At 40.9% G+C, this 23667-nt stretch carries 21 protein-coding genes, 2 pseudogenes and 1 other annotated feature; of the genes and pseudogenes, 1 reads left to right on the forward strand and 22 read right to left on the reverse strand.

What is annotated here, in order from left to right; translation table 11 throughout:
- Window positions 1–9: 9 nt before the first annotated feature.
- From carA to spoIIGA, 20 genes and pseudogenes are all read right to left on the reverse strand, one after another.
- Window positions 10–1098, reverse strand: a complete 1089-nt coding sequence (gene carA, locus NDM98_RS04270; protein WP_285803951.1) for a glutamine-hydrolyzing carbamoyl-phosphate synthase small subunit — start codon at window positions 1096–1098, stop codon at window positions 10–12.
- Window positions 1098–2375 carry a dihydroorotase gene (pyrC, locus tag NDM98_RS04275; protein WP_251604876.1) on the reverse strand — a complete coding sequence of 426 codons (1278 nt, stop codon included), beginning with the start codon at window positions 2373–2375 and terminating at the stop codon, window positions 1098–1100. The genes carA and pyrC overlap by 1 nt, the downstream gene beginning before the upstream one ends.
- A 12-nt stretch (window positions 2376–2387) precedes the next feature.
- Window positions 2388–3299, reverse strand: a complete 912-nt coding sequence (locus tag NDM98_RS04280; RefSeq protein WP_251604878.1) for an aspartate carbamoyltransferase catalytic subunit — start codon at window positions 3297–3299, stop codon at window positions 2388–2390.
- A 145-nt stretch (window positions 3300–3444) separates the two neighbouring features.
- Window positions 3445–4766, reverse strand: a pseudogene (locus tag NDM98_RS04285) (solute carrier family 23 protein).
- Window positions 4767–4909: 143 nt separating this feature from the next.
- Window positions 4910–5464, reverse strand: a complete 555-nt coding sequence (gene pyrR, locus NDM98_RS04290; protein ID WP_251604880.1) for a bifunctional pyr operon transcriptional regulator/uracil phosphoribosyltransferase PyrR — start codon at window positions 5462–5464, stop codon at window positions 4910–4912.
- A gap of 188 nt (window positions 5465–5652) precedes the next feature.
- The gene (locus NDM98_RS04295; protein ID WP_251604882.1) at window positions 5653–6567 is read right to left on the reverse strand and encodes an RluA family pseudouridine synthase; all 915 of its coding nucleotides are present in this window, start codon (window positions 6565–6567) and stop codon (window positions 5653–5655) included.
- On the reverse strand, window positions 6564–7049 hold the full coding sequence (gene lspA / locus NDM98_RS04300; protein WP_251604883.1) for a signal peptidase II: 486 nt from the start codon (window positions 7047–7049) through the stop codon (window positions 6564–6566). The genes NDM98_RS04295 and lspA overlap by 4 nt, the downstream gene beginning before the upstream one ends.
- Before the next feature lie 75 nt (window positions 7050–7124).
- The gene (locus NDM98_RS04305) at window positions 7125–7784 is read right to left on the reverse strand and encodes a TraR/DksA C4-type zinc finger protein (RefSeq protein ID WP_251604884.1); all 660 of its coding nucleotides are present in this window, start codon (window positions 7782–7784) and stop codon (window positions 7125–7127) included.
- A gap of 462 nt (window positions 7785–8246) precedes the next feature.
- The gene (gene ileS / locus NDM98_RS04310; protein WP_251604885.1) at window positions 8247–11012 is read right to left on the reverse strand and encodes an isoleucine--tRNA ligase; all 2766 of its coding nucleotides are present in this window, start codon (window positions 11010–11012) and stop codon (window positions 8247–8249) included.
- A gap of 50 nt (window positions 11013–11062) precedes the next feature.
- Window positions 11063–11287, reverse strand: a binding site (T-box leader).
- 66 nt (window positions 11288–11353) lie between these two features.
- Complete coding sequence (locus NDM98_RS04315) at window positions 11354–11854, reverse strand: DivIVA domain-containing protein (RefSeq protein ID WP_251608937.1); 501 nt, start codon at window positions 11852–11854, stop codon at window positions 11354–11356.
- Window positions 11855–12039: 185 nt separating this feature from the next.
- Window positions 12040–12744 (reverse strand): YlmH family RNA-binding protein, encoded by a 705-nt coding sequence (locus tag NDM98_RS04320; RefSeq protein WP_251604886.1) that lies wholly within the window; start codon window positions 12742–12744, stop codon window positions 12040–12042.
- Window positions 12741–13004, reverse strand: a complete 264-nt coding sequence (locus NDM98_RS04325; protein ID WP_251604888.1) for a YggT family protein — start codon at window positions 13002–13004, stop codon at window positions 12741–12743. The genes NDM98_RS04320 and NDM98_RS04325 overlap by 4 nt, the downstream gene beginning before the upstream one ends.
- Before the next feature lie 24 nt (window positions 13005–13028).
- On the reverse strand, window positions 13029–13508 hold the full coding sequence (locus NDM98_RS04330; RefSeq protein ID WP_251604889.1) for a cell division protein SepF: 480 nt from the start codon (window positions 13506–13508) through the stop codon (window positions 13029–13031).
- Between the two features lie 18 nt (window positions 13509–13526).
- Window positions 13527–14222: a YggS family pyridoxal phosphate-dependent enzyme gene (locus tag NDM98_RS04335; RefSeq protein ID WP_251604892.1), complete on the reverse strand. Its 696-nt coding sequence runs from the start codon at window positions 14220–14222 to the stop codon at window positions 13527–13529.
- A 10-nt stretch (window positions 14223–14232) separates the two neighbouring features.
- Entirely contained in the window at window positions 14233–14622 is a 390-nt protein-coding gene (locus NDM98_RS04340) for a laccase domain-containing protein (protein WP_251604894.1), read from the reverse strand.
- The gene (locus tag NDM98_RS04345) at window positions 14594–15058 is read right to left on the reverse strand and encodes a purine nucleoside phosphorylase YfiH/LACC1 family protein (RefSeq protein ID WP_251604896.1); all 465 of its coding nucleotides are present in this window, start codon (window positions 15056–15058) and stop codon (window positions 14594–14596) included. Before NDM98_RS04345 ends, NDM98_RS04340 begins: the two co-directional genes overlap by 29 nt.
- Window positions 15059–15142: 84 nt before the next feature.
- A complete protein-coding gene (locus NDM98_RS04350; RefSeq protein WP_251604898.1) occupies window positions 15143–15448 on the reverse strand; it encodes a YlmC/YmxH family sporulation protein in 306 nt (101 codons plus the stop codon).
- Window positions 15449–15551: 103 nt separating this feature from the next.
- A complete protein-coding gene (gene sigG / locus NDM98_RS04355) occupies window positions 15552–16337 on the reverse strand; it encodes an RNA polymerase sporulation sigma factor SigG (protein ID WP_251604899.1) in 786 nt (261 codons plus the stop codon).
- A 155-nt stretch (window positions 16338–16492) separates the two neighbouring features.
- Window positions 16493–17206: an RNA polymerase sporulation sigma factor SigE gene (sigE, locus tag NDM98_RS04360; RefSeq protein WP_251604900.1), complete on the reverse strand. Its 714-nt coding sequence runs from the start codon at window positions 17204–17206 to the stop codon at window positions 16493–16495.
- A gap of 30 nt (window positions 17207–17236) precedes the next feature.
- Window positions 17237–18157 carry a sigma-E processing peptidase SpoIIGA gene (spoIIGA, locus tag NDM98_RS04365; protein ID WP_251604902.1) on the reverse strand — a complete coding sequence of 307 codons (921 nt, stop codon included), beginning with the start codon at window positions 18155–18157 and terminating at the stop codon, window positions 17237–17239.
- Window positions 18158–18609: 452 nt separating this feature from the next.
- On the opposite strand from spoIIGA, the gene NDM98_RS04370 reads away from it, so the two are divergent.
- Window positions 18610–19902 carry an IS110 family RNA-guided transposase gene (locus tag NDM98_RS04370; RefSeq protein WP_251604502.1) on the forward strand — a complete coding sequence of 431 codons (1293 nt, stop codon included), beginning with the start codon at window positions 18610–18612 and terminating at the stop codon, window positions 19900–19902.
- A gap of 734 nt (window positions 19903–20636) precedes the next feature.
- Here NDM98_RS04370 and ftsZ read toward each other — a convergent pair.
- Window positions 20637–21777, reverse strand: a pseudogene (gene ftsZ, locus NDM98_RS04375) (cell division protein FtsZ).
- 41 nt (window positions 21778–21818) lie between these two features.
- Window positions 21819–23108 carry a cell division protein FtsA gene (ftsA, locus tag NDM98_RS04380; protein WP_251604911.1) on the reverse strand — a complete coding sequence of 430 codons (1290 nt, stop codon included), beginning with the start codon at window positions 23106–23108 and terminating at the stop codon, window positions 21819–21821.
- Window positions 23109–23667: the final 559 nt, after the last annotated feature.

The following is a 23667-nucleotide window of genomic DNA, read 5'->3' on the forward strand; positions in this document are numbered from 1 at the left end:
CTTTTTTGACTACGCTAATACTTTTGCTGTATGTGTGGTATTCATTAACTTCATAAATTGATCAAATAAGTGGTTGGCATCCTGTGGTCCTGGTGATGCCTCAGGATGGTATTGCACACTAAAGGTTGGATACTCAATATGTGCTAATCCTTCAACTGTCTCGTCATTAACAGCAAGATGTGTAACCTCAAGATTTGTACCTTCTAGTGATTCTAAGTCAACTGTGTAACCGTGATTTTGTGCAGTGATATCAATAGCCCCTGTTGCAAGCTCTCTAACTGGATGGTTTGACCCACGATGACCAAAACGTAACTTACTTGTCGTAGCACCCGAGGCTAACGCAAGCAATTGATGCCCTAAACAAATGCCGAACAGCGGTACTTTTCCAATAAGGTCTTTCACGGTTTGAATGGTTTCTGGCACATCTTCTGGATTACCAGGTCCGTTACTGACAAGCACACCATCAGCACCTAAACGAATAATTTCTTCCGCTGGTGTATGGAATGGGACCACAACAACGTCACAGTTACGTTCGATTAGTTCAAGTAAAATACCGTGCTTCATCCCACAATCTATCAACACAACTCTTTTTCCTTTACCAGGAACATGATATGGGTCTTTTGTTGACACCGTTGCTACTTGATTTCGCATGGTTTCACTTTCGCGAAGTTCTGCGGCTACTTTTTCTGTATCAACATCCATTGAACAGATTCGGCCTTTTAATGTTCCAATTTCCCTGATCATACGAGTTAATTTACGAGTATCAATACCCGCTAGTCCTGGGATGCCTTTTGCTTTTAATAATGTATCCAGTGATTCTTCATTCCGCCAGTGGCTTGGAGCAAGTTCGACCTCGCGAACAATCAGTCCGTGAATGGCCGGGCTGATTGATTCAAAGTCATCACGGTTGATTCCGTAGTTACCAATGAGTGGATACGTTAGCGTAACGATTTGTGCACAGTATGAGGGGTCAGATAATATTTCCTGATAACCTGTCATTCCTGTATTAAAAACAACCTCACCACTCATTTCCACATCAGCACCAAAACCTTCTCCTACTAACACTTCTCCATTTTCTAAAACAAGCTGCTTTTTCATCATGAAACGGTCCCCTTTTCCCATACCATATTTCCATCTACAAATGTTTTTATTGGCCATCCAACGCATGTCCAGTCTTCAAACGGTGTGTTAATTCCTTTTGATAAAAAGCGATGTTTTTGAATCGGTTCTGTTTGTTCAAGATCAATCACCGTAATATCTGCTTTTGCACCGGCTTCAAGTGTACCTGCTTGAAGGTTAAACGTTTTGGCTGGAATAATCGTCAACCAATCAACTAATTGCTTTAACGTAATGACTTCTTTTTTAACTAGCTCTGTATAAAGCAGAGGAAAAGCTGTTTCTAATCCAACGATACCGAACGGTGCTCTCTCCATTGGTGCATCTTTTTCTTCTTCCGTATGTGGAGCATGATCCGTTGCAATAAAATCAATGGTGCCGTCAAGTAAACCTTCAATTAACGCCTGCTGATCATCGCGACCTCTAAGAGGAGGATTCATTTTATAATTTGTATCTAATCCAGGAATATCATCCTCACATAAAAGTAAATGGTGCGGCGTCACCTCTGCTGTTACGCGAATACCAGCTTTTTTGGCGTCCCGTACAACTCGTACAGATTCCTTAGTACTTATATGGCACACGTGATAGTGAGCTCCTGCCGCTTCAGCAAGCAACACATCCCGTGCAATATGTACCGATTCGCAAACAGCCGGAATGCCGTTTATACCCTGTTCTCTTGAGAAGTTCCCTTCATGAACAGCACCGTCTTGAATCAGTGTATTTTCTTCACAGTGAGCAACAATGGCCATATCCACAGCCGCCGCGCGTTTCATTGCTTCTAACATAACACCAGCAGATTGAACACCTACTCCATCATCAGTAAAAGCAAAGGCTCCTGCCTCTTTTAAGCCTTGGAAATTTGTTAATTCCTGCCCAAGTTGTCTCGTTGTAATGGAAGCATAAGGAAGCACACGAACAGAACCCGTCTGCTTCGCTCGATTAACCAGCCATTCCATTTGTTCAGGTGTATCTGGAACCGGTCGTGTATTAGGCATTGCTGCAATGGTTGTAAATCCACCCTTTGCTGCTGCTTTTGTGCCTGTTTCAATTGTTTCTTTTTTCTCGCCACCTGGCTCGCGGAGGTGAACATGTGCATCAACCAATCCCGGAAGAACGAGTTTACCTTCTAAATCAATTGTCCGAGAGATCTCATTTGATCCTGCCTCATATTGAATAAGTCCGTTAATGATAAAAAGATCCTTTTGGACTTGCTTACCGTCACTAGATAGTACCTGTCCGTTTATTAGCTTTGTCCCCATGCTAATTCCCCCTTAGATATGAGCAAGTGCTCTCTTTAATACAGCCATTCGAATGAACACACCATTTTTCATTTGTTTAAAAATTCGTGATCGTTCACACTCCACTAACTCATCGGCAATCTCTACTCCACGATTGACTGGTGCAGGGTGAAGAATAATACTATGCTTTCGCATCATTCGCTCTCGATTAATCGTTAGTCCATATTGCTCATGGTAGTCTTCTTTTGAGAAGTAATCTTCACCATCATGGCGTTCATGTTGAATGCGTAACATCATCATCACATCTGCTTTTTTAACCGCCTCGTCCATTGAGACGTATGTGTATTTTTGTTCAAATCCATTCATCCACGAACGAGGACCACTTATGGAAACGTTGGCTCCGAGTTTTGTTAAAATCTCTGCATTTGATCTTGCCACTCGGCTATGTCTGAGATCACCACAAATCACGACATTTAATTGTTCAAATTCACCAAACTCTTGTTGAATGGTTAACAAATCAAGTAATGACTGTGTAGGATGTTGTCCGCAACCATCCCCCGCATTAATGATTGGAATGTTGAGTTTTGGAAGAAGATCAAGATAATATTCATCTTCAGGATGTCGAATCACCACTACATCCGCTCCAATTGATTCAAGCGTTTTAATTGTGTCATATAATGATTCCCCTTTTTTAACACTGGAGGTTTCACCATCAAATTGTAGTAGCTCTAGTCCTAATCGTTTTTCAGCCACCTCAAAACTGAAGCGGGTTCTGGTACTCGGTTCGAAAAAAAGATTTGCTGCGAACATCGGTTGGCTAGGTGCCCACGTTTTACCGTCTGCAAACGCCTGCGCTTCATTTAATAAAGCTTGAACCTCCGCTGTTGTTAAATCTGACATGGTCACAAGGCCTTTATTTTGAGTGATATCAATGCTCATTAACATCTAAACTCCTCCTTTAATCGATTCCGATTTTAAAAAAATGCCTGGAAAGTGACACTTTCCAGGCAGGGTAAAACAGACAGGTAATCTGCTTTTTTATCCATACCTTAAAAGTCTCTCTGTACTTTTATTAAAGATACGATCTCATTTATTTAGTTTCTTTTGCTGTTAAATCAGTTGTCATTTCGGCAAACATATCCGACTGACCATAACTTTGTTCTTTATTTGGTAAGACAAGATGAAGGAAAATCCCAACGATCGCAGCAACCGCCATACCTGGTATTTGCACCGACTCATTCACCTGGATAAACGCTCCGCCGATTCCTAGTACTAAAATGACCGAAGATATAATTAGGTTGCGCTTCTCTCCGATATTAATGCCATTATCAATCAACATTCTGAGCCCAGATGATGCGATGATTCCAAACAAGAGAATCGAAACACCACCCATAACTGGTGATGGGATTGATGAGATGAGAGCCGAAATCTTACCTATGAATGAGAATGTAATAGCTAGCACCGCTGCTCCACCGATAACAAACACACTAAAAACCCTTGTAATCGTCATAACGCCAATGTTTTCACCATAGGTTGTGTTTGGTGGTCCACCAAGACCAGCTGCAATCACAGTTGCTACTCCGTCCCCAAGGATCGAGCGGTGTAAGCCTGGCTTTTTAATAAAGTTACGACCCGCAACCTTACTGATGACCATTTGTTGCCCGATGTGCTCAGACAATGTCACAACCGCAACAGGAACCATGATGAAGGCAATGCTCCATGAAAAGCTAGGTGTATACGTGACAAATGGTACGATTAGATCTGGTACTGAAAACCATGCTGCAGCTGCAATTCCAGATGTATCAACCAGACCTTGGAAGTATGCAAAGCTGTACCCACCAATCAGTCCAAACAAAATTGGTACAAGTCCAAAAAATCCTCTGAAAAACATCGTTGCTATGATCGTGATCCCAAGTGTGACCAAAGCAGTCATGAGATAGCTGACACTATACTCAGAAGTAGCTGTATACATGGCTTGGTTCACCGCGCTGCCTGCAAGACTTAATCCGATAACCATAATGACTGGCCCAACCACAATCGGCGGTAGGATTTTCATTAACCAGTTGACTCCAATCGCTTTAATGATTAAAGCAACAACCCCGTAAACCAAACCTGCGAGGAAAGCTCCTACCATAGCGCCTTCCATTCCACCAATCATCTGAGCTGATTGAATCGGGATAATGAAGGCAAAGGATGATCCTAGGTAAGCTTGGAATCTGACCTTTTGTCACTAATAGATAGGCAAGTGTTCCCAAGCCCACTTGTTAAAAGGGCTGTAGCTGGGCTTAAATCGACTAAAAATGGAACTAAAACCGTTGCGCCAAACATGGCGAATAAGTGCTGAAGACTAAACAATAACCATTTATCTGCTCTTGGTATTTCTCGAATGCCTACTTCTTTTCCTTGATCCAATCTAATCTCTCCTACTCCTATAACTCTAACAAAAAACCCCGTTGCGCTAGGCAAGGGGGTGTAAGAAATAGACCGGGGCCAATGTTGGCATCGTCTACTCTGTTACCCTCTTGCCAGCCTCTCTGGACTGTTTTTAAAGAGGTTTAATGTATACTTGTTTCTGCTCGTTGTTCAATGACAACTTCATCTGCGCCGTCTGCCTCAGTTAATCTGGCAGCAATCAGCTCTGTTTTTGATGTAGGTACATTCTTACCTACAAAATCCGGTCGTATCGGAAGCTCACGATGTCCACGATCTACAAGAACAGCTAGCTGGATTTGCTCCGGACGCCCTAAATCAATTAACGCATCAAGTGCTGCTCGAACCGTACGTCCTGTGAATAACACATCATCAACTAAAATGACTTTTAATCCAGATATGTCTACTGGAATATCCGTTCCTTGAAGGACTGGCTCATCCTCTTGATTCTGCGGGCTTAAGTCATCTCGATATAAGGTGATGTCTACCTCTCCAACTGGAATGTCTTCTCCCTCAATCTGTTCAATCTTTTGGGCAAGTCGGGCAGCAAGATGCACACCGCGTGTTTTAATCCCAACGAGTACACACTGCTCAACACCTTTATTTCGTTCAATAATTTCGTGCGCAATACGTGTAATAGCTCGGCCGATCGACGCCTCATCAAGAATAACACGTGGCATACATCCATCTCCTTTTATCAGATTAAAAAAGACCTCTTCCGGACACTGGGAAGAGGTCTACACACATAGATACAGCTCATCCAAAGAATGGACTGACTCTATGCATTCCGTTTTCCTTCCAAGCCTCACAGGACTGATCTTAAAGGATCATTTGATTACATTTAGTATCGCAAAATTGTCGATGTGTGTCAACGACTATCTTGTAGTTTTTTTAAAAGAATGCTCATATCCTCTGGCATCGGTGCTTCAAATAACAACTCTTCACCTGTGCGAGGATGAGTAAAACCAAGTACAGATGCATGTAGAGCTTGGCCGTTTATATCTAGTGTTTTCTTTGGACCATATTTTGGATCACCAGCAACAGGATGTCCAATATACTTCATATGAACACGAATTTGATGCGTACGACCTGTTTCAAGCTGACATGTTATATAAGAGTATTTTTCAAATGTCTCTAACACTGTAAAATGAGTCACTGCATCACGTCCATTTTGATCGGTTACAGCCATGCTTTGACGGTCACGCTTATCACGACCAATTGGTGCTTCAACCGTACCATGTTCATGTGGAATCACTCCATGTACGATGGTTTGATACAAGCGTTTAGTTGTTTTGGCTTTTAGTTGACTCACAAGCGACTCATGAGCTACATCATTTTTGGCAACCATTAGTAGTCCCGAAGTATCCTTATCAATTCGATGAACGATACCTGGTCGAATCACACCATTTATACCAGGTAGATCTGGACAATGATGCAAAAGAGCATTAACAAGTGTTCCATTTGGGTGTCCAGGTGCTGGATGTACAACCATTCCGCGTGGTTTGTTTATCACAATTACATCATCATCCTCATAGATAACATCTAATGGAATATCTTCTGCAACTGCTTCTAATTCAACCGCTTCAGGAATCGTAACCGTAATGTGATCGGCCTCTTCCACCTTATAATTGCTTTTTACCGGTTCATTATTTAGTTGGACACTTCCATCCTTAATCCAAAGCTGAATTTGACTTCTTGAAACATCCTCTATTAAATCCGTTAACAATTTATCAATTCTTGTTTGTACTTGGTGTTCCTCAACTGTAAATTCATAATTATTCATGCTTGGCGCTCCCTTTTTGCTTTCATTTCATCTCGGATAAACTTCAGCAAAAGAAGACCTACCCCTACACATAATGCCGAATCCGCCACATTAAAGATGGCAAAGTCATAACCAAAAATAAAGGTATCCGCAAAATCAACAACTTCACCTCTAAATACACGGTCAATAAAGTTTCCAATCGCTCCACCCAAAATAAGGCCTAATGGAATTCCTAGAGAAGGCTGTCCCTTGGCTTCTTTTTGAATGTAGTAAATCAGTCCAACAACCACAACAATTGTGATAATGTAGAAAAACCACATCTGACCCTGAAGAATCCCAAAAGCAGCACCTGAATTACGATGAGACGTAATATAGGCAACATCCGGAATCAATTCAATTGAGTCTCCACGCTCCATGTTAACAACGACCAACCATTTAGTCAGCTGATCTAAGGCAATCATAATTAATGCAATAATATATGGCACTTGTGTTCCCCCACTCATTACACTTCCTTAACTTGCTACGTTAAGATTGTAGCACAAAAAAAAGGCGATGTCCTCTACCCATCGCCACAATCTCTATTCCTGATCGTCTATTTCCTCTGTATATTTTTCATACGAATGATTATGTTGGATGGAAATGCTACCTTCCCCCTGATATCCATTCATATCTGTACTCAGAAAATCTTCATATTGCTCTACAGAACCTCGACTCTCATCTTCCTCTGATACATTATCCTCATACGTTACGTCTTGCTCATTAAAGCGTGCGACTGACTGATAGGCGTCCTCGCCATCAAACTCTGTTTCTCGATCATCACCATCATAATTATGAGCTCCAAATCCCCCAAGTACTTCTTCCTCAACTGGACGATACTCTGGCTTAGTATCGTTTGTCTCCATTCTTAGCGTCCTCGCCAATGGGTTAGCCTCTAAACGATCAAGCGGAATCTGCTCACCCGTTTTTTCACACACTCCATAGCTACCCGTTTGTAATTTTTCGAGCGCATGCTGAACTTCCTCATATTCATGACGCAGCTGAGCATGGAGCGCCATGTCCTTCTCACGCTCATACAGGTCAGTCGCAGAATCAGCAGGATGATTATCATATTGTGACAGTTCACCGGTTGATGCAGAAAGCGACTCCATTTTTTCAGATTCAAGATGATCATCTAACCGCTTTTTTAACGATTGTTCCTGATTAGTGAGTTGTTCTTTAATTTTTGAGTAATCATTCATATTATAGGGCTCCTTTTTACTATCGATTCCTTTTAGAATGACCAAAAATGGAACATTTCATGAGTGGGAGGTTGAGTGAAATAAGTATTCTGCTGGGGGAATTTAGCTTTTTAGTGATGAGTGGTGCTTTTTAATGATCTCTGGGTTCTCTTTACCGATATCCGCCTCTTTTTACCGATATCCCGCTCTCTTTACCGATATCCGCCTCTCTTTACCGATATCACGCTCTCTTTACCGATATCCCGCTCTCTTTACCGATATCCCGCTCTCTTTACCGATATCCCGCTCTCTTTACCGATATCCGCCTCTCTTTACTGATATCTGCCTCTCTTTACCGATATCTGTTTTTCATCCTCAATATCCACCTCTCATCCTCAATTCCCGCACTTCACCAACCACACTCCCTCCACACATTAAAAAATCCCATGCCGTCTTCCTGGCATGGGATCATCTAACTAACGCTTATTTCGTGTAATACTTGCGTACAATTTCAGCGTTATATGGAGTTAAATCTGGGTACTCTGGGTCTTTTCCAACATCAGGAGATACAACCCATGAGCGGGCACAAACTTCGCCTTCTGCTTTTTCAACGAGTACAGCAAGGTTCTCAAAACCAGCTGCTTCTGTTGGTGCAGCGTTGCGATCTCCTGCAATGGTTACTTTTGAAACGATAAATAGTTTCTCAAGCTCTCCTGCTGATTCAAGCAACTCACGAGTTTCACCACTTGCATATAAAGTTAGTGCTGAGGTTAAGGACTTTCCGATTACTTTTGCATTACGAGCTTCCTCTAGAGCCTTAAGTACATCATCACGTAAGGCCATAAATGTCGTCCATTTTTCAATGAGTGCTTCGCTGTGATCAAAGCTCTGTGATTCAGGCATATCAGTTAACTGTACGCTTTCCTCTGTTACACCAGGGATATGCTCCCATACTTCATCTGCTGTATGAGCTAAGATTGGAGCTGATAGCTTCACAAGCGTAAGAAGAACATCATACATCACCGTTTGGAAAGCACGGCGTTCTGGATGATCAGCATGCTCAATGTACAGGGTATCTTTAGAGATATCCATATAGAACGAGCTTAGCTCCACTGTACAGAAATTGTGAATGAGATTATATACCGTTGAAAACTGATAATTATCGTAGGCTTTTTTCACATCATCAATTAACGTGTTAAGTTTAACAACCATAAAGCGGTGAACTTCACCCATGTCTTCATACGCAACACGATTAACCGTTGGATCGAAGTCATGCAAGTTTCCTAATAAGAAACGGAATGTGTTACGGATTTTACGGTAAACCTCAGATACTTGTTTTAAAATTTTATCAGAAACACGATGGTCCGCTTGGTAATCAACGGAAGATACCCATAGACGCAAAATATCTGCGCCAAGTTGATTCATTACCTTAATTGGAGCAATGACATTTCCAACTGATTTACTCATTTTGCGGCCTTCTCCGTCCATCGTAAAGCCATGACTCAGCACACCTTTGTATGGTGCTTTCCCTGTAACTGCAACAGCTGTAGAAAGGGAGGAGTTAAACCAACCACGGTACTGATCGGAACCTTCCATATACAAATCAGCAGGACGCTGCAAGTCATCTCTTGCATGAAGAACTGCTTGATGTGAAGAGCCTGAGTCAAACCAGACATCCATGATATCTGTTTCTTTTGTAAATAAACCATTTGGACTGTGCTCAGATGTGAAACCTTCCGGAAGGAGATCTTTTGCATCCCACTCAAACCAAATATTAGAACCATGCTCAGCAAATAATGCTGAAATGTGAGCAATTGTTTCGTCGTTTAGAATCACTTCTCCATTTTCTGCGTACAGAACTGGAATTGGGACACCCCATACACGCTGTCTAGAAATACACCAATCTCCACGATCACGTACCATATTGTGTAGGCGATTCTCTCCCCAAGCCGGAGTCCATTCCGTCTCTTTAATAGCTTGCAAAAGATCCTCACGAATACGATCAATTGAAGCAAACCACTGTGCCGTCGCACGGAAAATGACTGGTTTTTTTGTACGCCAATCATGTGGATAAGAGTGAGTGAAGAAGCTTAATTTAAGCAAGGCTCCAAGGCTCTCAAGCTTTTCTGTGATTGGTTTGTTGGCTGCATCATAAAACAGACCTTCAAAACCAGGTGCTTCATCAGTCATCACACCTTTGTCATCAACCGGACAAAGAACATCTAAGCCGTATTTGCGAGAGACGATAAAGTCATCTTCCCCGTGTCCTGGTGCAGTATGTACACAGCCTGTACCCGCATCAACGGTTACATGCTCTCCATTCATGACAAGTGATTCACGATCATAAAATGGGTGTTGTGCTGTTACATATTCAAGCTCTGAGCCTTTAAGTTTTTTAACAACAGAGTGCGCTTCCAAGCCTAATTCTTCTACCAATGTGTCAAGTAGACCACTTGCAACGATAAATTTATCTGATCCAGTTTGAACGACACTATATTCAAGATCCGGATGAACACTGATACCTAAGTTAGCAGGAAGTGTCCAAGGAGTTGTTGTCCAGATGACGAACTTCTCGTCTCCATCTAATACTTCTTTGCCATCAACCACTTTAAATGCTACGTAAATAGAAGCAGAGCGCTTATCATGGTACTCAATTTCAGCTTCAGCAAGCGCTGATTCAGATGTTGGAGACCAATAAACAGGCTTTTTGCCTTTATAGATCAATCCTTTTTTCGCCATTTCGCCAAATACTTTGATTTGCTCGGCTTCATATCCCTTATCTAAAGTAATGTAGGGGTTCCACCAGTCTCCACGTACACCAAGACGCATGAATTGCTCACGCTGATTGTCGATTTGCTCTCTTGCATATTTTTCACAAAGAGCACGGAATTCAGCAGTTGTCATCTCTTTACGTTTGATTTTTTTATTTTTAGTTAACGCCGTTTCAATTGGTAAGCCATGTGTATCCCAGCCTGGAACATACGGAGCTTGAAAACCAGTCATTGATTTGTAGCGAACAATAAAGTCTTTAATGATTTTATTTAATGCATGACCGATATGAATGTCACCATTTGCATACGGAGGGCCATCATGTAAGACAAAAAGTGGTTTGCCTTCTCCCTTTTTTTGTACTTTTTCATAGATGCTCATTTCATCCCAAAGTTCCTGTTGCTTTGGCTCACGATTGGGAAGATTGCCTCTCATCGGAAATTCTGTTTTTGGCATTAGTAATGTGTCTTTGTAATCCATCGATATTCCTCCTTGTTCTTCTAAAAAAACACAAAAAACCTCTCATCCCAGTAAGGGACGAGAGGTTTTCCCGTGGTACCACCCTAATTTAAAGACACATGTCTTTACTTTAGTATTCGTAACGTGAATAAAGCGTTGTAGCCTACTACCGGTACCTCCGGCTTCAGTACAAAACGAATAGGTGATTTATACATAACATTCATCTCGGGCTCACACCGTCCCCGATTCGCTTAATATGAATAAACTTATGTAACTGTCCCATTCCTCGTTTTAACATCATATAGTTTTAGTATCAATTATTATATGCGTTGTATCTTCCAAACGCAAGCACACACGTTTAATTAGGCTTTTTCTTCAAAAACAGGCTGTTGTTCAGCTTGCTCCTCATCAAATGTATCCCAATCATCCGTTTGCAGCATTTCAAGCTGTGCTTCAATTAACATTTTAAAGCGCATTTTATAGACAGAGGCTTGCTTCTTAAGCTCTTCCATCTCCATCATAACCTTACGAGACTTAGTAAGGGCATCATTCACAATACGATTCGCATTTTTTTCTGCTTCTTTCACAATCAATTGAGATTCCTTCTGCGCATTACGGCGAAGTTCCTCTGCAGCTTCTTGAGCAACAAGAATTGATTTGTTTAACGTTTCCTCGATATTGTTGAAATGATCCAGTTTCTCTTCTAATTTTGTTACCTGTTCAAAGAGATCTTTTTTCTCTCTTAAAACGGCTTCATAATCCTTGATGACCTGATCGAGAAATTCGTTTACTTCATCCTCATCGTAGCCACGAAAGGCACGAGTAAATTCTTTGTTATGAATGTCCAATGGGGTTAAAGGCATCATTGCCACCTCCGTCAATTTGCGTTTTGTTTGGCAGATCATGCCTACCTGTTATGAATAATCTTTATAAAATCATGTATACCTCTTACATTCTACCTTATGTAATACAAGCCTGTCAGCCTTTTTTCGCCCAACGGACCCGAATTTTTTCTTTTTTTGTCGTTCCTTCGATTTCTACTAGCCTGCTACGACCCAAACCACGTACAGATAAGTGGTCTCCTGCTTGCACTTGGAAGGCCGGTTGTTCGGTTTGACGCCAATTTACTTTGACCAAGCCCTTTTTCGACAGCATCTGCTGCTTTTGAGCGAGCAACACGATAAATTTGTGAAAGAACCGTATCTAGTCGCAGTGAACTAATTGTTCCAGCTGCTTCAACCCACTTTTCTTCTGGTAGCAAATACTCTGTAAGCGAACGCTCTTGAAATTCAATTGTTGCCCGACCGGCTGATATCACATTCATCCGCACATAATCAGCTGATTCCGATGCAACGATCAGGTTAATTTCACCATTCTCAACTGTCATATCTCCAAACTTCTCACGACGAAGTCCTGACCCCATCAGTGCGCCTAACACGTCACGATGAGAGAGCTGAATAAATTTCTCAGGATACGTAGCTTTAAGTAAGGTTAACGGCCACTCCTCCTGCTCCATGTTTAAGTAGGAAGGATGCACATACGCTCTTGCCCGCTCCGTCCCATTTACTCCACCCCAAAATGATACCAGCACCTCATCTTGTTGCCCTATTAACGACCGCACAATATCCTGCTGACGTGGGTCTAGAAAATCAGTCATTTTATCTTGATGACGTATTTCCGCGTTCTCTTTCCAGGTTAAGACCTGGTCAATAAACGGACGTTCTTCTGGTCTGAAGTGATCATAGATGGTCATGCTAATCTAGTTAATAAGAAGATTAATCCGTCTCCTGCGAATCTCATAACAAGAAGAGCAACTAATGGAGATAAATCAATCATGCCAAGTCTCGGAATAAATTGTCTAAATAAATCAATATAAGGCTCCACTATTCGTCCAATCATTTGACCAATACCAGATTCTCTTGCGTTCGGAAACCAAGACATTAGAACCCAAGCAAAAATTAGAAGTGTGTAAATCATTATTACGTTTTGTACTAAATTAATCACTATAGCCATAGCTTACTTCTTCCCCCATTTCATCTATCTATCAAACTCTCTTAGTTGCATCTCTGTGATATTCCCAGAAATTTCAACATTATCTGGTGAACACAAAAAGATATTCATTCCTAGCTTATGAATGTCGCCACCAATTGCGTAAACTGTGCCACTCAAAAAGTGTACCATATGTCGGGCCTGTTCATCAGGTAGGCGTTGCATATTAATTATGACAGCTTTGCGATTTTTTAAGTGGTCGGCGATTTGTTGAGCCTCATCATCCGTCCGTGGTTCCATTAACACCATCTTTGAACTCTTTTGAGCACTTTGCAGGCTTACAACATTTTGCTGCTGCGAGCTTTGCTGATGATCTTTTTGGTGATTTTGTTGGGTCTGTTGAAATTGAGACTGATTACGTCGGCGTGTTGGCTTCTCTTCACCAGTATTGTCCTCTACCACTTGTTCATATTCCTCAACATGCTCGTCCAATGAAAAATAATCTCTAAACTTTGATTTAAAGCTCAAATTGATCCCTCCCCACTTTTATGATGATGAAGTTGTTTCATTTCCTACTAATGCGGTTCCAATCCGAATAAAGGTTGCCCCTTCTTCCACAGCAACAATATAATCATTAGACATGCCCATCGATAGTTCTGTGCAAGGTGCATAAGGGAGATGCAGCTCTGCAATTGCATCTCTTAATTCTCTTAAGCCTCTAAAAACAGGTCTTGTTTGTTCTGGATCCTCTGTAAAAGGTGCCATGGTCATTAAACCCACAACTTCTATAGCCGGATACGCTTCTAAACGCTCAATAAATGGTAGTACCTCTTCTGGTTGTAGGCCAGACTTTGATTCTTCTCCAGAGACATTCACTTGAACAAAACATTTTACTTTCTGTTTATCTTGACTCTGCTTTTGAAATTCACGAGCTAATGACAAACGATCTAGTGAATGAAAATAGTCAAACTCATGAATCACTTGTTTTACTTTACGAGATTGGAGCGAACCAATAAAATGCCATGTTCCTGCATCTCCAATGGCTTTTTTCTTTTCTAATCCTGTCTCAGCCCTATTCTCACCAATATGTTCGACACCCGATTCTAAAGCAAGCCTTGTTGTTGCCTCACTTACATACTTTGTGACTGCAATAACATTCACTTGATCCGAGTTTCGATTGGCCGTACTACAGGCTTCGTGTATATTTGCTTGAATACGTTCATACTGTTGCTTTACTGACATCTTCACACCTCTATTTACGCTGTCCAATTACACTCATCATTCGACCGGTTTGACCGTTGTCTGCCCGATGGGAAAACATCCTTTGGTCAGTAGCTGTACAAATAGTCGAAAGATGGATATTCGATTCTTGTACACCGGATCGTATGAGCAGGCTTTTATTTAGCTGTTTTAAATCAAGAAGAAATCGTCCATTCTCTTTTTGTACATATGGTTTTTCTTGATTTGTTGCGAGACATTGATCCACTGCTTGGATAACGAGATCATTTACTTCATAGGCTTCTCCACTTATCGACGGACCAATCAGTACATGGATCTCCTTTGGATCAATTCCCTCTTCATTTTGCCAAGTTTTTATCATATTAGGACCAATTTCACCAACTGTACCCTTCCAAGCCTGCATGGGCAAGACCAATGGTACGGTGAGCAGGTGCAATAAAATAAAGAGGGACACAATCCGCATAGAGACTTGTTAGTAAAATATCATCGTCCTGTGTATATAAACCATCCGTTCCTTTAATCGCCCCGTCTAATGACTCTGATCCTGCACTCGCATCATTTTTTGACACTTTTTTAATAACCGCTTGATGAACTTGCTCTCCTACTACCCAAGACGATAATGGAAATCCAAGGTCATCGGCTAACTTACGGCGATTGTTCACTACATCAAGATCAGAATCTGCGACATGTAAGCCCAGATTTAATGAGGTAAATGGAAACTTACTGAATCCACCATTACGCGTAGTAAATCCTGCCGTTAATCCAGAGTATTGATCGGTTAAGACAATCGCCTCTAAAAAAGAGGGCGAAACCTCTTTTAGGATCTGGTCTGTTTTCAATTTCAGAACATCCCTTCAACGTATCAAACAAATTCAAACTATATGCGTCTAGTGTATCACATGTGCTCTGGTCAATAAACGACTTTATTCCCGTTTAGTCGTTCGTATAGACGCTTTTGGCACGAATGATGGCGCCGGTGTTTCGAGATGAAATGGCTGTGCCGTTTTCACCATAATAACATCTGAACCGATTTTAATAATATTGGACCATGGAATGATTACCTCTTCGTCTTTACCAAACAGACCCATCACTTTACCTGTGCTGCTTATAATAATCGCTTCAATTTGACCATTATCCAAATTCAGATCAAGATCCGTTAAATGACCAAGTCTTTTACCTGTTTCCAAGTTAACAATGTCTTTTGCTTGAAGATCTGAAATTTTCATCATTTTTATCACTCCTTACTCATGTATATGACGGGCTACGCATGATCATGTAAAAAAGGTCTTACTCTTGGCGTTTTCATGCCAAAAATAAGACCTTTTTAATTATTTAACTTTGCACGTATTTATTCATTTGATTAATAGCTGCTTTCTCAAGTCTTGATACCTGCGCCTGAGAAATACCGATTTCATCCGCAACTTCCATTTGAGTTTTCCCTTGGAAAAAGCGCATATTTAAAATAAGCTTTTCTCGTTCATTTAAGCGGACCATCGCTTCTTTTAACGCAATATCTTCAACCCATTTGACATCTTTGTTTCGCTCATCACTGATCTGATCCATGACAAAAATCGGATCTCCACCATCATTATAAATCGGTTCAAATAACGAAACAGGATCTTGTATAGCATCTAATGCAAAGACAACATCTTCTTTGGGAACTTCTAATACTCTTGCAATTTCTTGAACAGTCGGTTCGTTTTCGCGTTTCTTTTCAGCCATTAAATGATCGCGTACTTGTAAGGCCTTATAGGCGATATCACGTAATGAGCGAGATACGCGAATCGGGTTATTATCGCGGAGATAGCGACGAATCTCTCCAATAATCATTGGTACCGCATAGGTGGAGAACTTTACATTTTGACCTAAATCGAAGTTATCAATTGATTTCATTAAACCGATACAACCAACCTGAAATAAGTCATCCACATACTCACCGCGATTATTAAAGCGCTGAATCACACTGAGTACCAACCGTAGATTTCCATTTACTAGTTCTTCACGGGTTGGCAAATACCCATCCTGCAGCTGTCTGAATAGCTCTCGCATTTCAGTATTTTTAAGTACCGGTAACGTAGATGTATCTACACCGCAAATTTCAACTTTATGTCGTGTCAAATTCTTACCCTCCAGTGCTTTGGGAGATGATGTCTAGTAAAGTATCTCCTTGGCAGGGAAAAATATGCACAAGACCATTTGTAAAAATCGAGCGGGAACTATTGACGCTTACTCTCTGTAGTTCAAATTTTTTTCGGTATTTTATTTCTCTCAAATCAGACCATTTTATTGAACTCCTTTTGTAATCTTTTGATAATTCGTTTCTCAAGCCTTGAAATATATGATTGCGAAATACCTAACATATCTGCCACTTCTTTTTGTGTTTTTTCTTCAAAACCCGCTAACCCAAATCGAAGTTCCATAATCTGTTTTTCACGAGCATTCAAAGTATATAAGGCTTTTTTAAGTAGCTTACGATCAACCTTTTCTTCAATGCCTCTTGTAATTATATCTTCCTCAGTTCCGAGTACATCAGATAACAATAATTCATTGCCATCCCAATCTATATTTAGTGGTTCGTCAAATGACACCTCTGAACGTGTTTTGTTGTTTCGACGCAAATACATGAGAATTTCATTTTCAATACAACGAGATGCATAGGTTGCAAGCTTGATTTTTTTCTCAGGATTAAATGTATTTACAGCTTTTATGAGTCCAATTGTTCCTATGCTAATCAGATCCTCAATATTTATCCCTGTATTCTCAAACTTCCTTGCGATATAGACAACTAATCGTAGGTTTCGTTCAATAAGAACGGATCGTACTGCCTGATCCCCACTAGGCAGCTTCATAAGCAGATCAGCCTCTTCTTCCTTTGAGAGCGGTGGCGGCAGGGCTTCACTTCCCCCTATGTAATAAATCTCATCCGCCTTCATACCCAATCGATGTAATACACGATACCAAACTAACGTTAGCTTTAGTTTAATCATTGTTACCTCCTTATAGTCATATATTAGGCATTAGGCTAGTTGATCTTTTGGTATTCCTAGTACTTGTTTGGGATGGACAATCGCTTGATACAAACCTTCAGGTGACAGCTGTATCGATTGAACCCCAATTAAAACATGAGAAGTACAATATAGCTGGTTCTGAAAACGGACTCTCACTTCATCTGGTTTAATTGCCGATATATACGGCGAGGACTGTCCCACCGCACGAAACGGAATAATACGAAGGCGCTCTTGAAGCCAGTGCCGCGTGATATCTGACGTTCCATTTGTGTCTAGATGTGTAATCGTTCTGACCACTTCTTGTCCAAAAGCCTCTTCTAAGATACCTGCTTCCATAATCATTACGGGGACCCGTGTAATCGGATCTTTAAGTTGGTTTCCACTATCAACAAGGCCATTCATCTTAAAGCAATGTTCACCAAGAATAATTTCTACTTCAGCAAGTTGTTGCATGTTAAATACTTTTGTTTCAATTGTCTCAAATCGATGCTTTGAGAAATACCAGACTAGTGGGAAACCTACGATAATTAACATCCAACTAATTGGGCTGCCAATTGATGCATTCATTTGAAAGCCACTCGAGACAAATGCTACTTCTGTCTGCCAAAAGAAGTGAATCGCAAACAAGGCTCCTCCCGTCATAAAAGTAACAAAATAAAACATAGCCAAACCTTGAATGAAGAAGGTCCATCTTTTGTACCCAAAAGCAATAAGCACAATAAAACCTGAATAGACAAGCTTTGTTACAGGATGATAGAACAATCCTGCAAATGGTGTAAACATAAAAAAGACAATCATTGAAGCAAATAATGCACCTAAAGCAAATCGCAGCTTTGAATGCTGACGTTTTAACACTAAGGCTGTTAATAGAAGTAATAAATAGTCAATCAGATAGTTTAGTACCCAAATTACATCTAAATATAGGGTCATGGGGATCAAACTCCTTCTGAATGACTCCCAGTATATCCTGGTGGGCTTTGGAAGTCTGTCAGTTTCTGGCGCGAAAATGGTTGTTATTTTAGGAGGTTTTATAGGATTATGTCACGCGGAAAATAACTGAGGAAATGATACACGATTAGACAGAATAAATACTGGGACAGACTTATACGGATAATCGATAAGGACGATCACCTTTAACAGAAACGTTCGTCGTTTGAATTTACATAGAAGTGAATGGGAACCCGTAGTCAAGCCGCTACCGGGATGGGGGCAAGTCTCGCTGGACGGACGGTGAACTAAACCGACTACGCCGTTTCATTTCAACCCTGCCCGTAAGTCCCACAGGAGCATTCCTGTGGGATTTCTTTTCGTCCTATTTACACAAAAAAAGCCCTCCGTTAAGATGCAATTGTACCCAAACAACACATCGAGGAGGACTTACTATGAATCATACGCGCAATGATCGATTAGATCAAGTTCAAGAGGATACATTGGTGATTGGCATTGATATCGCCAAATTCAAGCACTACGCATGTGCTGTGAATGATCGCAGCCGTGAACTTAGTGATGCCTTTCCGTTTCATCAATCAAGAAATGGGTTTCACCACCTCTATGACGAGCTTGAACAACTAAAGAAGGCTCATCAAAAAACAAACATCCTCATTGGCTTTGAACCAACCGGTCATTACTGGATGAATCTTGCGCAATTTTTAAACCATCATGGCATTCCTTTTGTCTTGGTAAGCCCGCTGCACGTCAATCGAGCCAAAGAGTTTGATGATAACCTACAAACGAAGAATGACCGTAAAGACGCTCGTGTGATTGCGAAAATGGTCACTCAGGGATATTTTAGCTATCCGCGTTTCTTGACGGGCGTAGATGCAGAACTGCGTAATGGCGCAACCCTTCGAGACCGGTTAAAAAAAGATAGGGCGCGTGTGACCAACCAGATCATCCGTTGGATGGATCGGTATTTCCCAGAATTACATGGAGCCTTTAAAGCCATGGGGAAAACCCTTGTCTGCATCTTAAAGTACCGTCCCTTACCTGAGGAGTGGCATGATCTTGAGGTAGAGTCTTTTCTATCCGAGATCAAAGAAAAAGAAGCGATCAGGAACCCCTCTAGAAAGAGATTGCACAACGTTCAAGTATTAGCGTCTCAATCCATTGGGTTAACCGAAGGGAACGAGTTTGCGAGACAAGATATTCGTTCGCTCATTGAGCAATATGAACGAACTTGTGCGGAGTTAGAAGAAACGAAAGAGACGATGCGAGAGCTCGCTCGACAAGTAGACGCCTATGAGAGTTTAATCTCTATCCCTGGTATTAGTGAAGAGACCGTTTGTGAATTACTCGCTGAAACGGGACCACTCACCAACTACAGTCATCCACGCCAACTGACAAAATTAGCGGGATTGACGCTACGTGAGAATTCTTCCGGCCAACATCAAGGACGAAAGAGGCTCTCTAAACGAGGAAGACGCCGCTTGCGTTCTCTGCTCTTTCGAGCGGTTCTCCCGCTCATCCGGAATAACCAAGCTTTCTTAGATCTCTATACGTACTACATTTCAAGAAGTCAAAATCCGCTTCAAAAGAAGGAAGCCTTGGTGGTTCTCTGTAGTAAGCTATTGAAGATCTTTTGGGGGTTAAGCCATCACCAGATGGCGTTTGATGCTGAAAAGATGAGGAGTGATAGCCCTCCTCTTCAAAAAGCACGATCCTCGCTCGCTTCATAAGGAAGCCTAAAGGAATATGAAAAATGGTGACTTGGAGAATCGGTAATAAAGACGACTTTTGACCTCGAGTCCATACAGGAGCATAAATCCGACTCTGCCTTATGAAGAGACCCAACGAAGGAATGTGAGCGCACGACGCTAAGAGACATGGGAGGGTATGTCCACATAAGTTGAGCAGAGCTCATTGAAGCACCCATATCGTTATAATTGGATGAGATTCCCTACATCTATTAGCGTAGCGTACGCTCATATTCCTTTAATAAACATTATTGGAATGAATAACTTAGCGTAATCATAAAAAATATTTTTTAACCTGTTAATATAGCCTTTAAAACACTGATACATTAGGTTTTTCGGAGGGAGTCGGCCTCTCCCATCCCGTCCGCTGTTTTGGAGCGTTACAATTTCGATTTACTTTCGCTAATTTAGTGTTTATTAGAACAAAATAGAAAGTAGTGAAAAACCTCAAATGGAATTAAACTTAGATAAACTAGACATACGATTTAAATCAATTGTATATCTTCGTAAGCTGTAATTTACTTAATCCTGCTTACTAATCAGTTTAAATCCGCGTAGGGCATTGACGTAGCCTGCTTGTGGGATAAGTCCGGTGCGGCGGCCTTACCTTCTTAAAAGACAAAAAAACCGAACCATTATGTGAGTTAAACAACATAATGGTTCGGTTAATGTAATAGCTGAAAAACTTCTTTTCCAACTACTATTTTTTGCGTGTATTAGTTTGAACGGTTACGACGGTTACGTAAAAACGTCGGGATATCTAACGTGTCTGATTGCTCAGCCGCCGGTGCTTCCTGTTGTTGCTGTGGACGCTGATATCTTTGTTCGTTTTGTTTTGCAGGTTCTTCTTTTTGGTTCAAGCTTTTATTTGGACGTGATGGATTCGGTTTTGAAGCATTTTCGTTTTCTTCAAAACCAGTTGCAATAATCGTAATCACAATCTCGTCTTTTAAGTTCTCATTAATGACAGAACCAAAAATCATATTTACTTCCGCATCTGAAGCGGCAGAAACGATTTCAGCAGCTTCATGAACTTCATAAAGGCTTAAGTTATTTCCACCTGTGATATTCATTAACACACCTTGTGCTCCATCAACAGACGTTTCAAGCAATGGTGAAGAAATGGCTTTTTTAGCCGCTTCTGTCGCGCGGTTTTCACCAGTTGCGATCCCAATTCCCATTAAAGCAGAACCTTTATCACTCATAATTGTTTTTACATCGGCAAAGTCTAAGTTGATTAATCCAGGTGTTGCAATAAGATCTGAGATACCTTGTACACCTTGACGAAGTACATTATCCGCTTCACGGAATGCTTCAAGCATTGGTGTATTTTTATCAACCATCTCAAGTAGACGATCATTTGGAATAACAATTAGTGTATCAACTTTTTCTTTTAAAGCTGCAATTCCATTAGCCGCTTGATTTTGGCGTTTACGACCTTCAAATGTAAAAGGACGAGTTACAACTCCTACTGTTAAAGCCCCAATCTCCTTAGCGACTTCAGCAATAACCGGAGCAGCACCAGTACCAGTACCGCCACCCATTCCAAGCTGTAATAAAGACCATATCCGCACCTTGAAGAACTTCTTCAATTTGCTCGCGGCTTTCTTCCGCCGCTTTTTTACCGATATCCGGGTTTGCGCCAGCACCAAGTCCACGTGTTAATTTACCACCTAGCTGATACTTTGATTCTGCCTTGGATAAGTGTAGTGCTTGAGCATCAGTATTGACTGCAATAAACTCTACACCTTGTAATCCATTCTCGATCATGCGGTTAACGGCATTACTACCGCCACCACCAACACCTATTACCTTAATCTGTGCCAGTTGTTCCATATCCGTTTCGAACTCCAACATGTTTAAATCCCCCTAATCGCCTGTCTGCCTGCTCGTTATTGTTATTCAAAAAATGATTTGAATAGATTTTTCATTTTTGATTTTTTGTTTTGACTTTTTTCTTCGTATTCTTGTTCGTCTGGTTCATGAGTTTGTTGATTACGACCTTGTCTTGAGACCTCTTCTTGATCCGTAACCGATGCTGCAATTTCACGACCTTGTAGCTTAACGTTTCTACTTGCAAACTGAATCAAACCTACACTAGTTGTAAAGCGTGGTTCTCTCACCCCGATATAGTCAGGAATCGCAATACGTACATTTCCTCTAAGCAGGTCTTTTGCTAATTCTAACACACCTGGTAGCATCACAGTACCACCAGTTAAGACAAAACCACCAGGGAAATCACGGAAGCCTAATCGAACAAGTTCTTTAAATAACAACTCAAAAATTTCTTCCATTCGCGGTTCAATAATTTGAGCTAACTCAAATTGAGTCATATTTTGTTTATCATTAGAACCAATGGTGGTAAAACTAAATGTTTCTTCCTCGTTTGCTTCATCTACAAATGCCATACCATGTTTTTTCTTGATACGTTCTGCATCCTCAGTTGAAACTCTTAATCCTACTGCAATATCGTTTGTGATATGATCACCGCCTATTGGTAAAACAGAAACGGCTTGAAGGGCTCCTTGTTCAAAAACGGAAACAGTAGATGAGCCGCCACCAATATCAATGATACAAACACCTAGACTTTTTTCGTCTTTTGAGACGGCAATAGAACCAGAAGCTAGGGACTGCAAGCAAATGTCGGCAATGTCCAGCCCTGCACGCTCCACACAACGAAGTAAATTATGTAAGACAGTTTTTGAACCAGTAATAATGGTTCCTTCCATTTCTAAACGAACACCAATCATTCCTCTTGGATCCGTTATCTCATCTAAGCCATCAACAATAAATTGTTTAGGGATGACATCAATAATTTCTCGCTCTGGAGGTATGGAGACAACCTGCGCTGCATCTATTACTCTCCCTATATCTTCGGTGCCAATCTCTCTATCAGGACTGGAAACCGCTACAACCCCATGACAAGGCTGCAGTTGTACATGATTACCATTTATTCCTACAACTACTTGCTTAATAGATAAGCCAACCATTCTTTCAGCTTGGTCCACAGCTCGTTGAATGGATTGAACGGTTTCGTCAATATCAACAATGGCCCCTTTTTTGATTCCCTCTGATTCCGCAGTTCCTACACCAAGTACATTAATGGCTTTGTTTGTCACTTCTCCAATGATAACTCGCACATTAGATGTACCGATGTCTAAACTGACATATGTTTCTGTGGTGTTCATTTTTGCGGCACCTCCTTATCATTTAATCGCAAGCTAGTTTCATATAGAATGAGAAGGTTATTGCCAGTTTATCAATATAAATTCTCTAAACAGTTCATGTAAACCATTAAGGTGAATAAGTATTACATTCAACAAATAATAGGCTATTTCCTGTTTATTAACTTTATTTTATTGATACCCAAACCTCAAATCCCATTTGCGCCTTTTTTTAAAATGTTAAACAACTCATTTTTATAAAAAGTAACTATTTCTTCAAGTGCAATCATGTATTCTATTTTACTATCGGTTACTTAGTACAAGTCTACACCAAGTTTCATTCCTAGAAAAGCTAAACCTACCGTCAATTCACGGAAATCTTCATATTATCTAAAAAATAAAAGAAACATCTATCATAGGCATAGCGTGTGAACACTCGTGTGAAGCAGTTTTAATTTTTTTTGTACGGTTTAAAGACGAAATGATCTACGATTCCGCTTTTTAAAAATCCTTCTGAATGCCTATGAAACTCACTCTATTCAGGGGAGCTTGTTCCTAATCTAACCTCGTTGCTAAGCGGCTT

It is taken from the genome of Alkalicoccobacillus plakortidis, assembly GCF_023703085.1.
Classification (GTDB): Bacteria; Bacillota; Bacilli; order Bacillales; family Bacillaceae_D; genus Alkalicoccobacillus; species Alkalicoccobacillus plakortidis.

Coding starts and splice junctions, on each gene's coding strand:
- carA (WP_285803951.1), bottom strand. CDS start 1,098: ATGAAAAAGCAGCTTGTTTTAGAAAATGGAGAAGTGTTAGTAGGAGAA.
- pyrC (WP_251604876.1), bottom strand. CDS start 2,375: ATGGGGACAAAGCTAATAAACGGACAGGTACTATCTAGTGACGGTAAG.
- NDM98_RS04280 (WP_251604878.1), bottom strand. CDS start 3,299: ATGTTAATGAGCATTGATATCACTCAAAATAAAGGCCTTGTGACCATG.
- pyrR (WP_251604880.1), bottom strand. CDS start 5,464: ATGCCACGTGTTATTCTTGATGAGGCGTCGATCGGCCGAGCTATTACA.
- NDM98_RS04295 (WP_251604882.1), bottom strand. CDS start 6,567: ATGAATAATTATGAATTTACAGTTGAGGAACACCAAGTACAAACAAGA.
- lspA (WP_251604883.1), bottom strand. CDS start 7,049: ATGAGTGGGGGAACACAAGTGCCATATATTATTGCATTAATTATGATT.
- NDM98_RS04305 (WP_251604884.1), bottom strand. CDS start 7,784: ATGAATGATTACTCAAAAATTAAAGAACAACTCACTAATCAGGAACAA.
- ileS (WP_251604885.1), bottom strand. CDS start 11,012: ATGGATTACAAAGACACATTACTAATGCCAAAAACAGAATTTCCGATG.
- NDM98_RS04315 (WP_251608937.1), bottom strand. CDS start 11,854: ATGCCTTTAACCCCATTGGACATTCATAACAAAGAATTTACTCGTGCC.
- NDM98_RS04320 (WP_251604886.1), bottom strand. CDS start 12,744: ATGACCATCTATGATCACTTCAGACCAGAAGAACGTCCGTTTATTGAC.
- NDM98_RS04325 (WP_251604888.1), bottom strand. CDS start 13,004: ATGGCTATAGTGATTAATTTAGTACAAAACGTAATAATGATTTACACA.
- NDM98_RS04335 (WP_251604892.1), bottom strand. CDS start 14,222: ATGTCAGTAAAGCAACAGTATGAACGTATTCAAGCAAATATACACGAA.
- NDM98_RS04340 (WP_251604894.1), bottom strand. CDS start 14,622: ATGCAGGCTTGGAAGGGTACAGTTGGTGAAATTGGTCCTAATATGATA.
- NDM98_RS04350 (WP_251604898.1), bottom strand. CDS start 15,448: ATGATGAAAATTTCAGATCTTCAAGCAAAAGACATTGTTAACTTGGAA.
- sigE (WP_251604900.1), bottom strand. CDS start 17,206: ATGATTAAACTAAAGCTAACGTTAGTTTGGTATCGTGTATTACATCGA.
- spoIIGA (WP_251604902.1), bottom strand. CDS start 18,157: ATGACCCTATATTTAGATGTAATTTGGGTACTAAACTATCTGATTGAC.
- NDM98_RS04370 (WP_251604502.1), top strand. CDS start 18,610: ATGAATCATACGCGCAATGATCGATTAGATCAAGTTCAAGAGGATACA.
- ftsA (WP_251604911.1), bottom strand. CDS start 23,108: ATGAACACCACAGAAACATATGTCAGTTTAGACATCGGTACATCTAAT.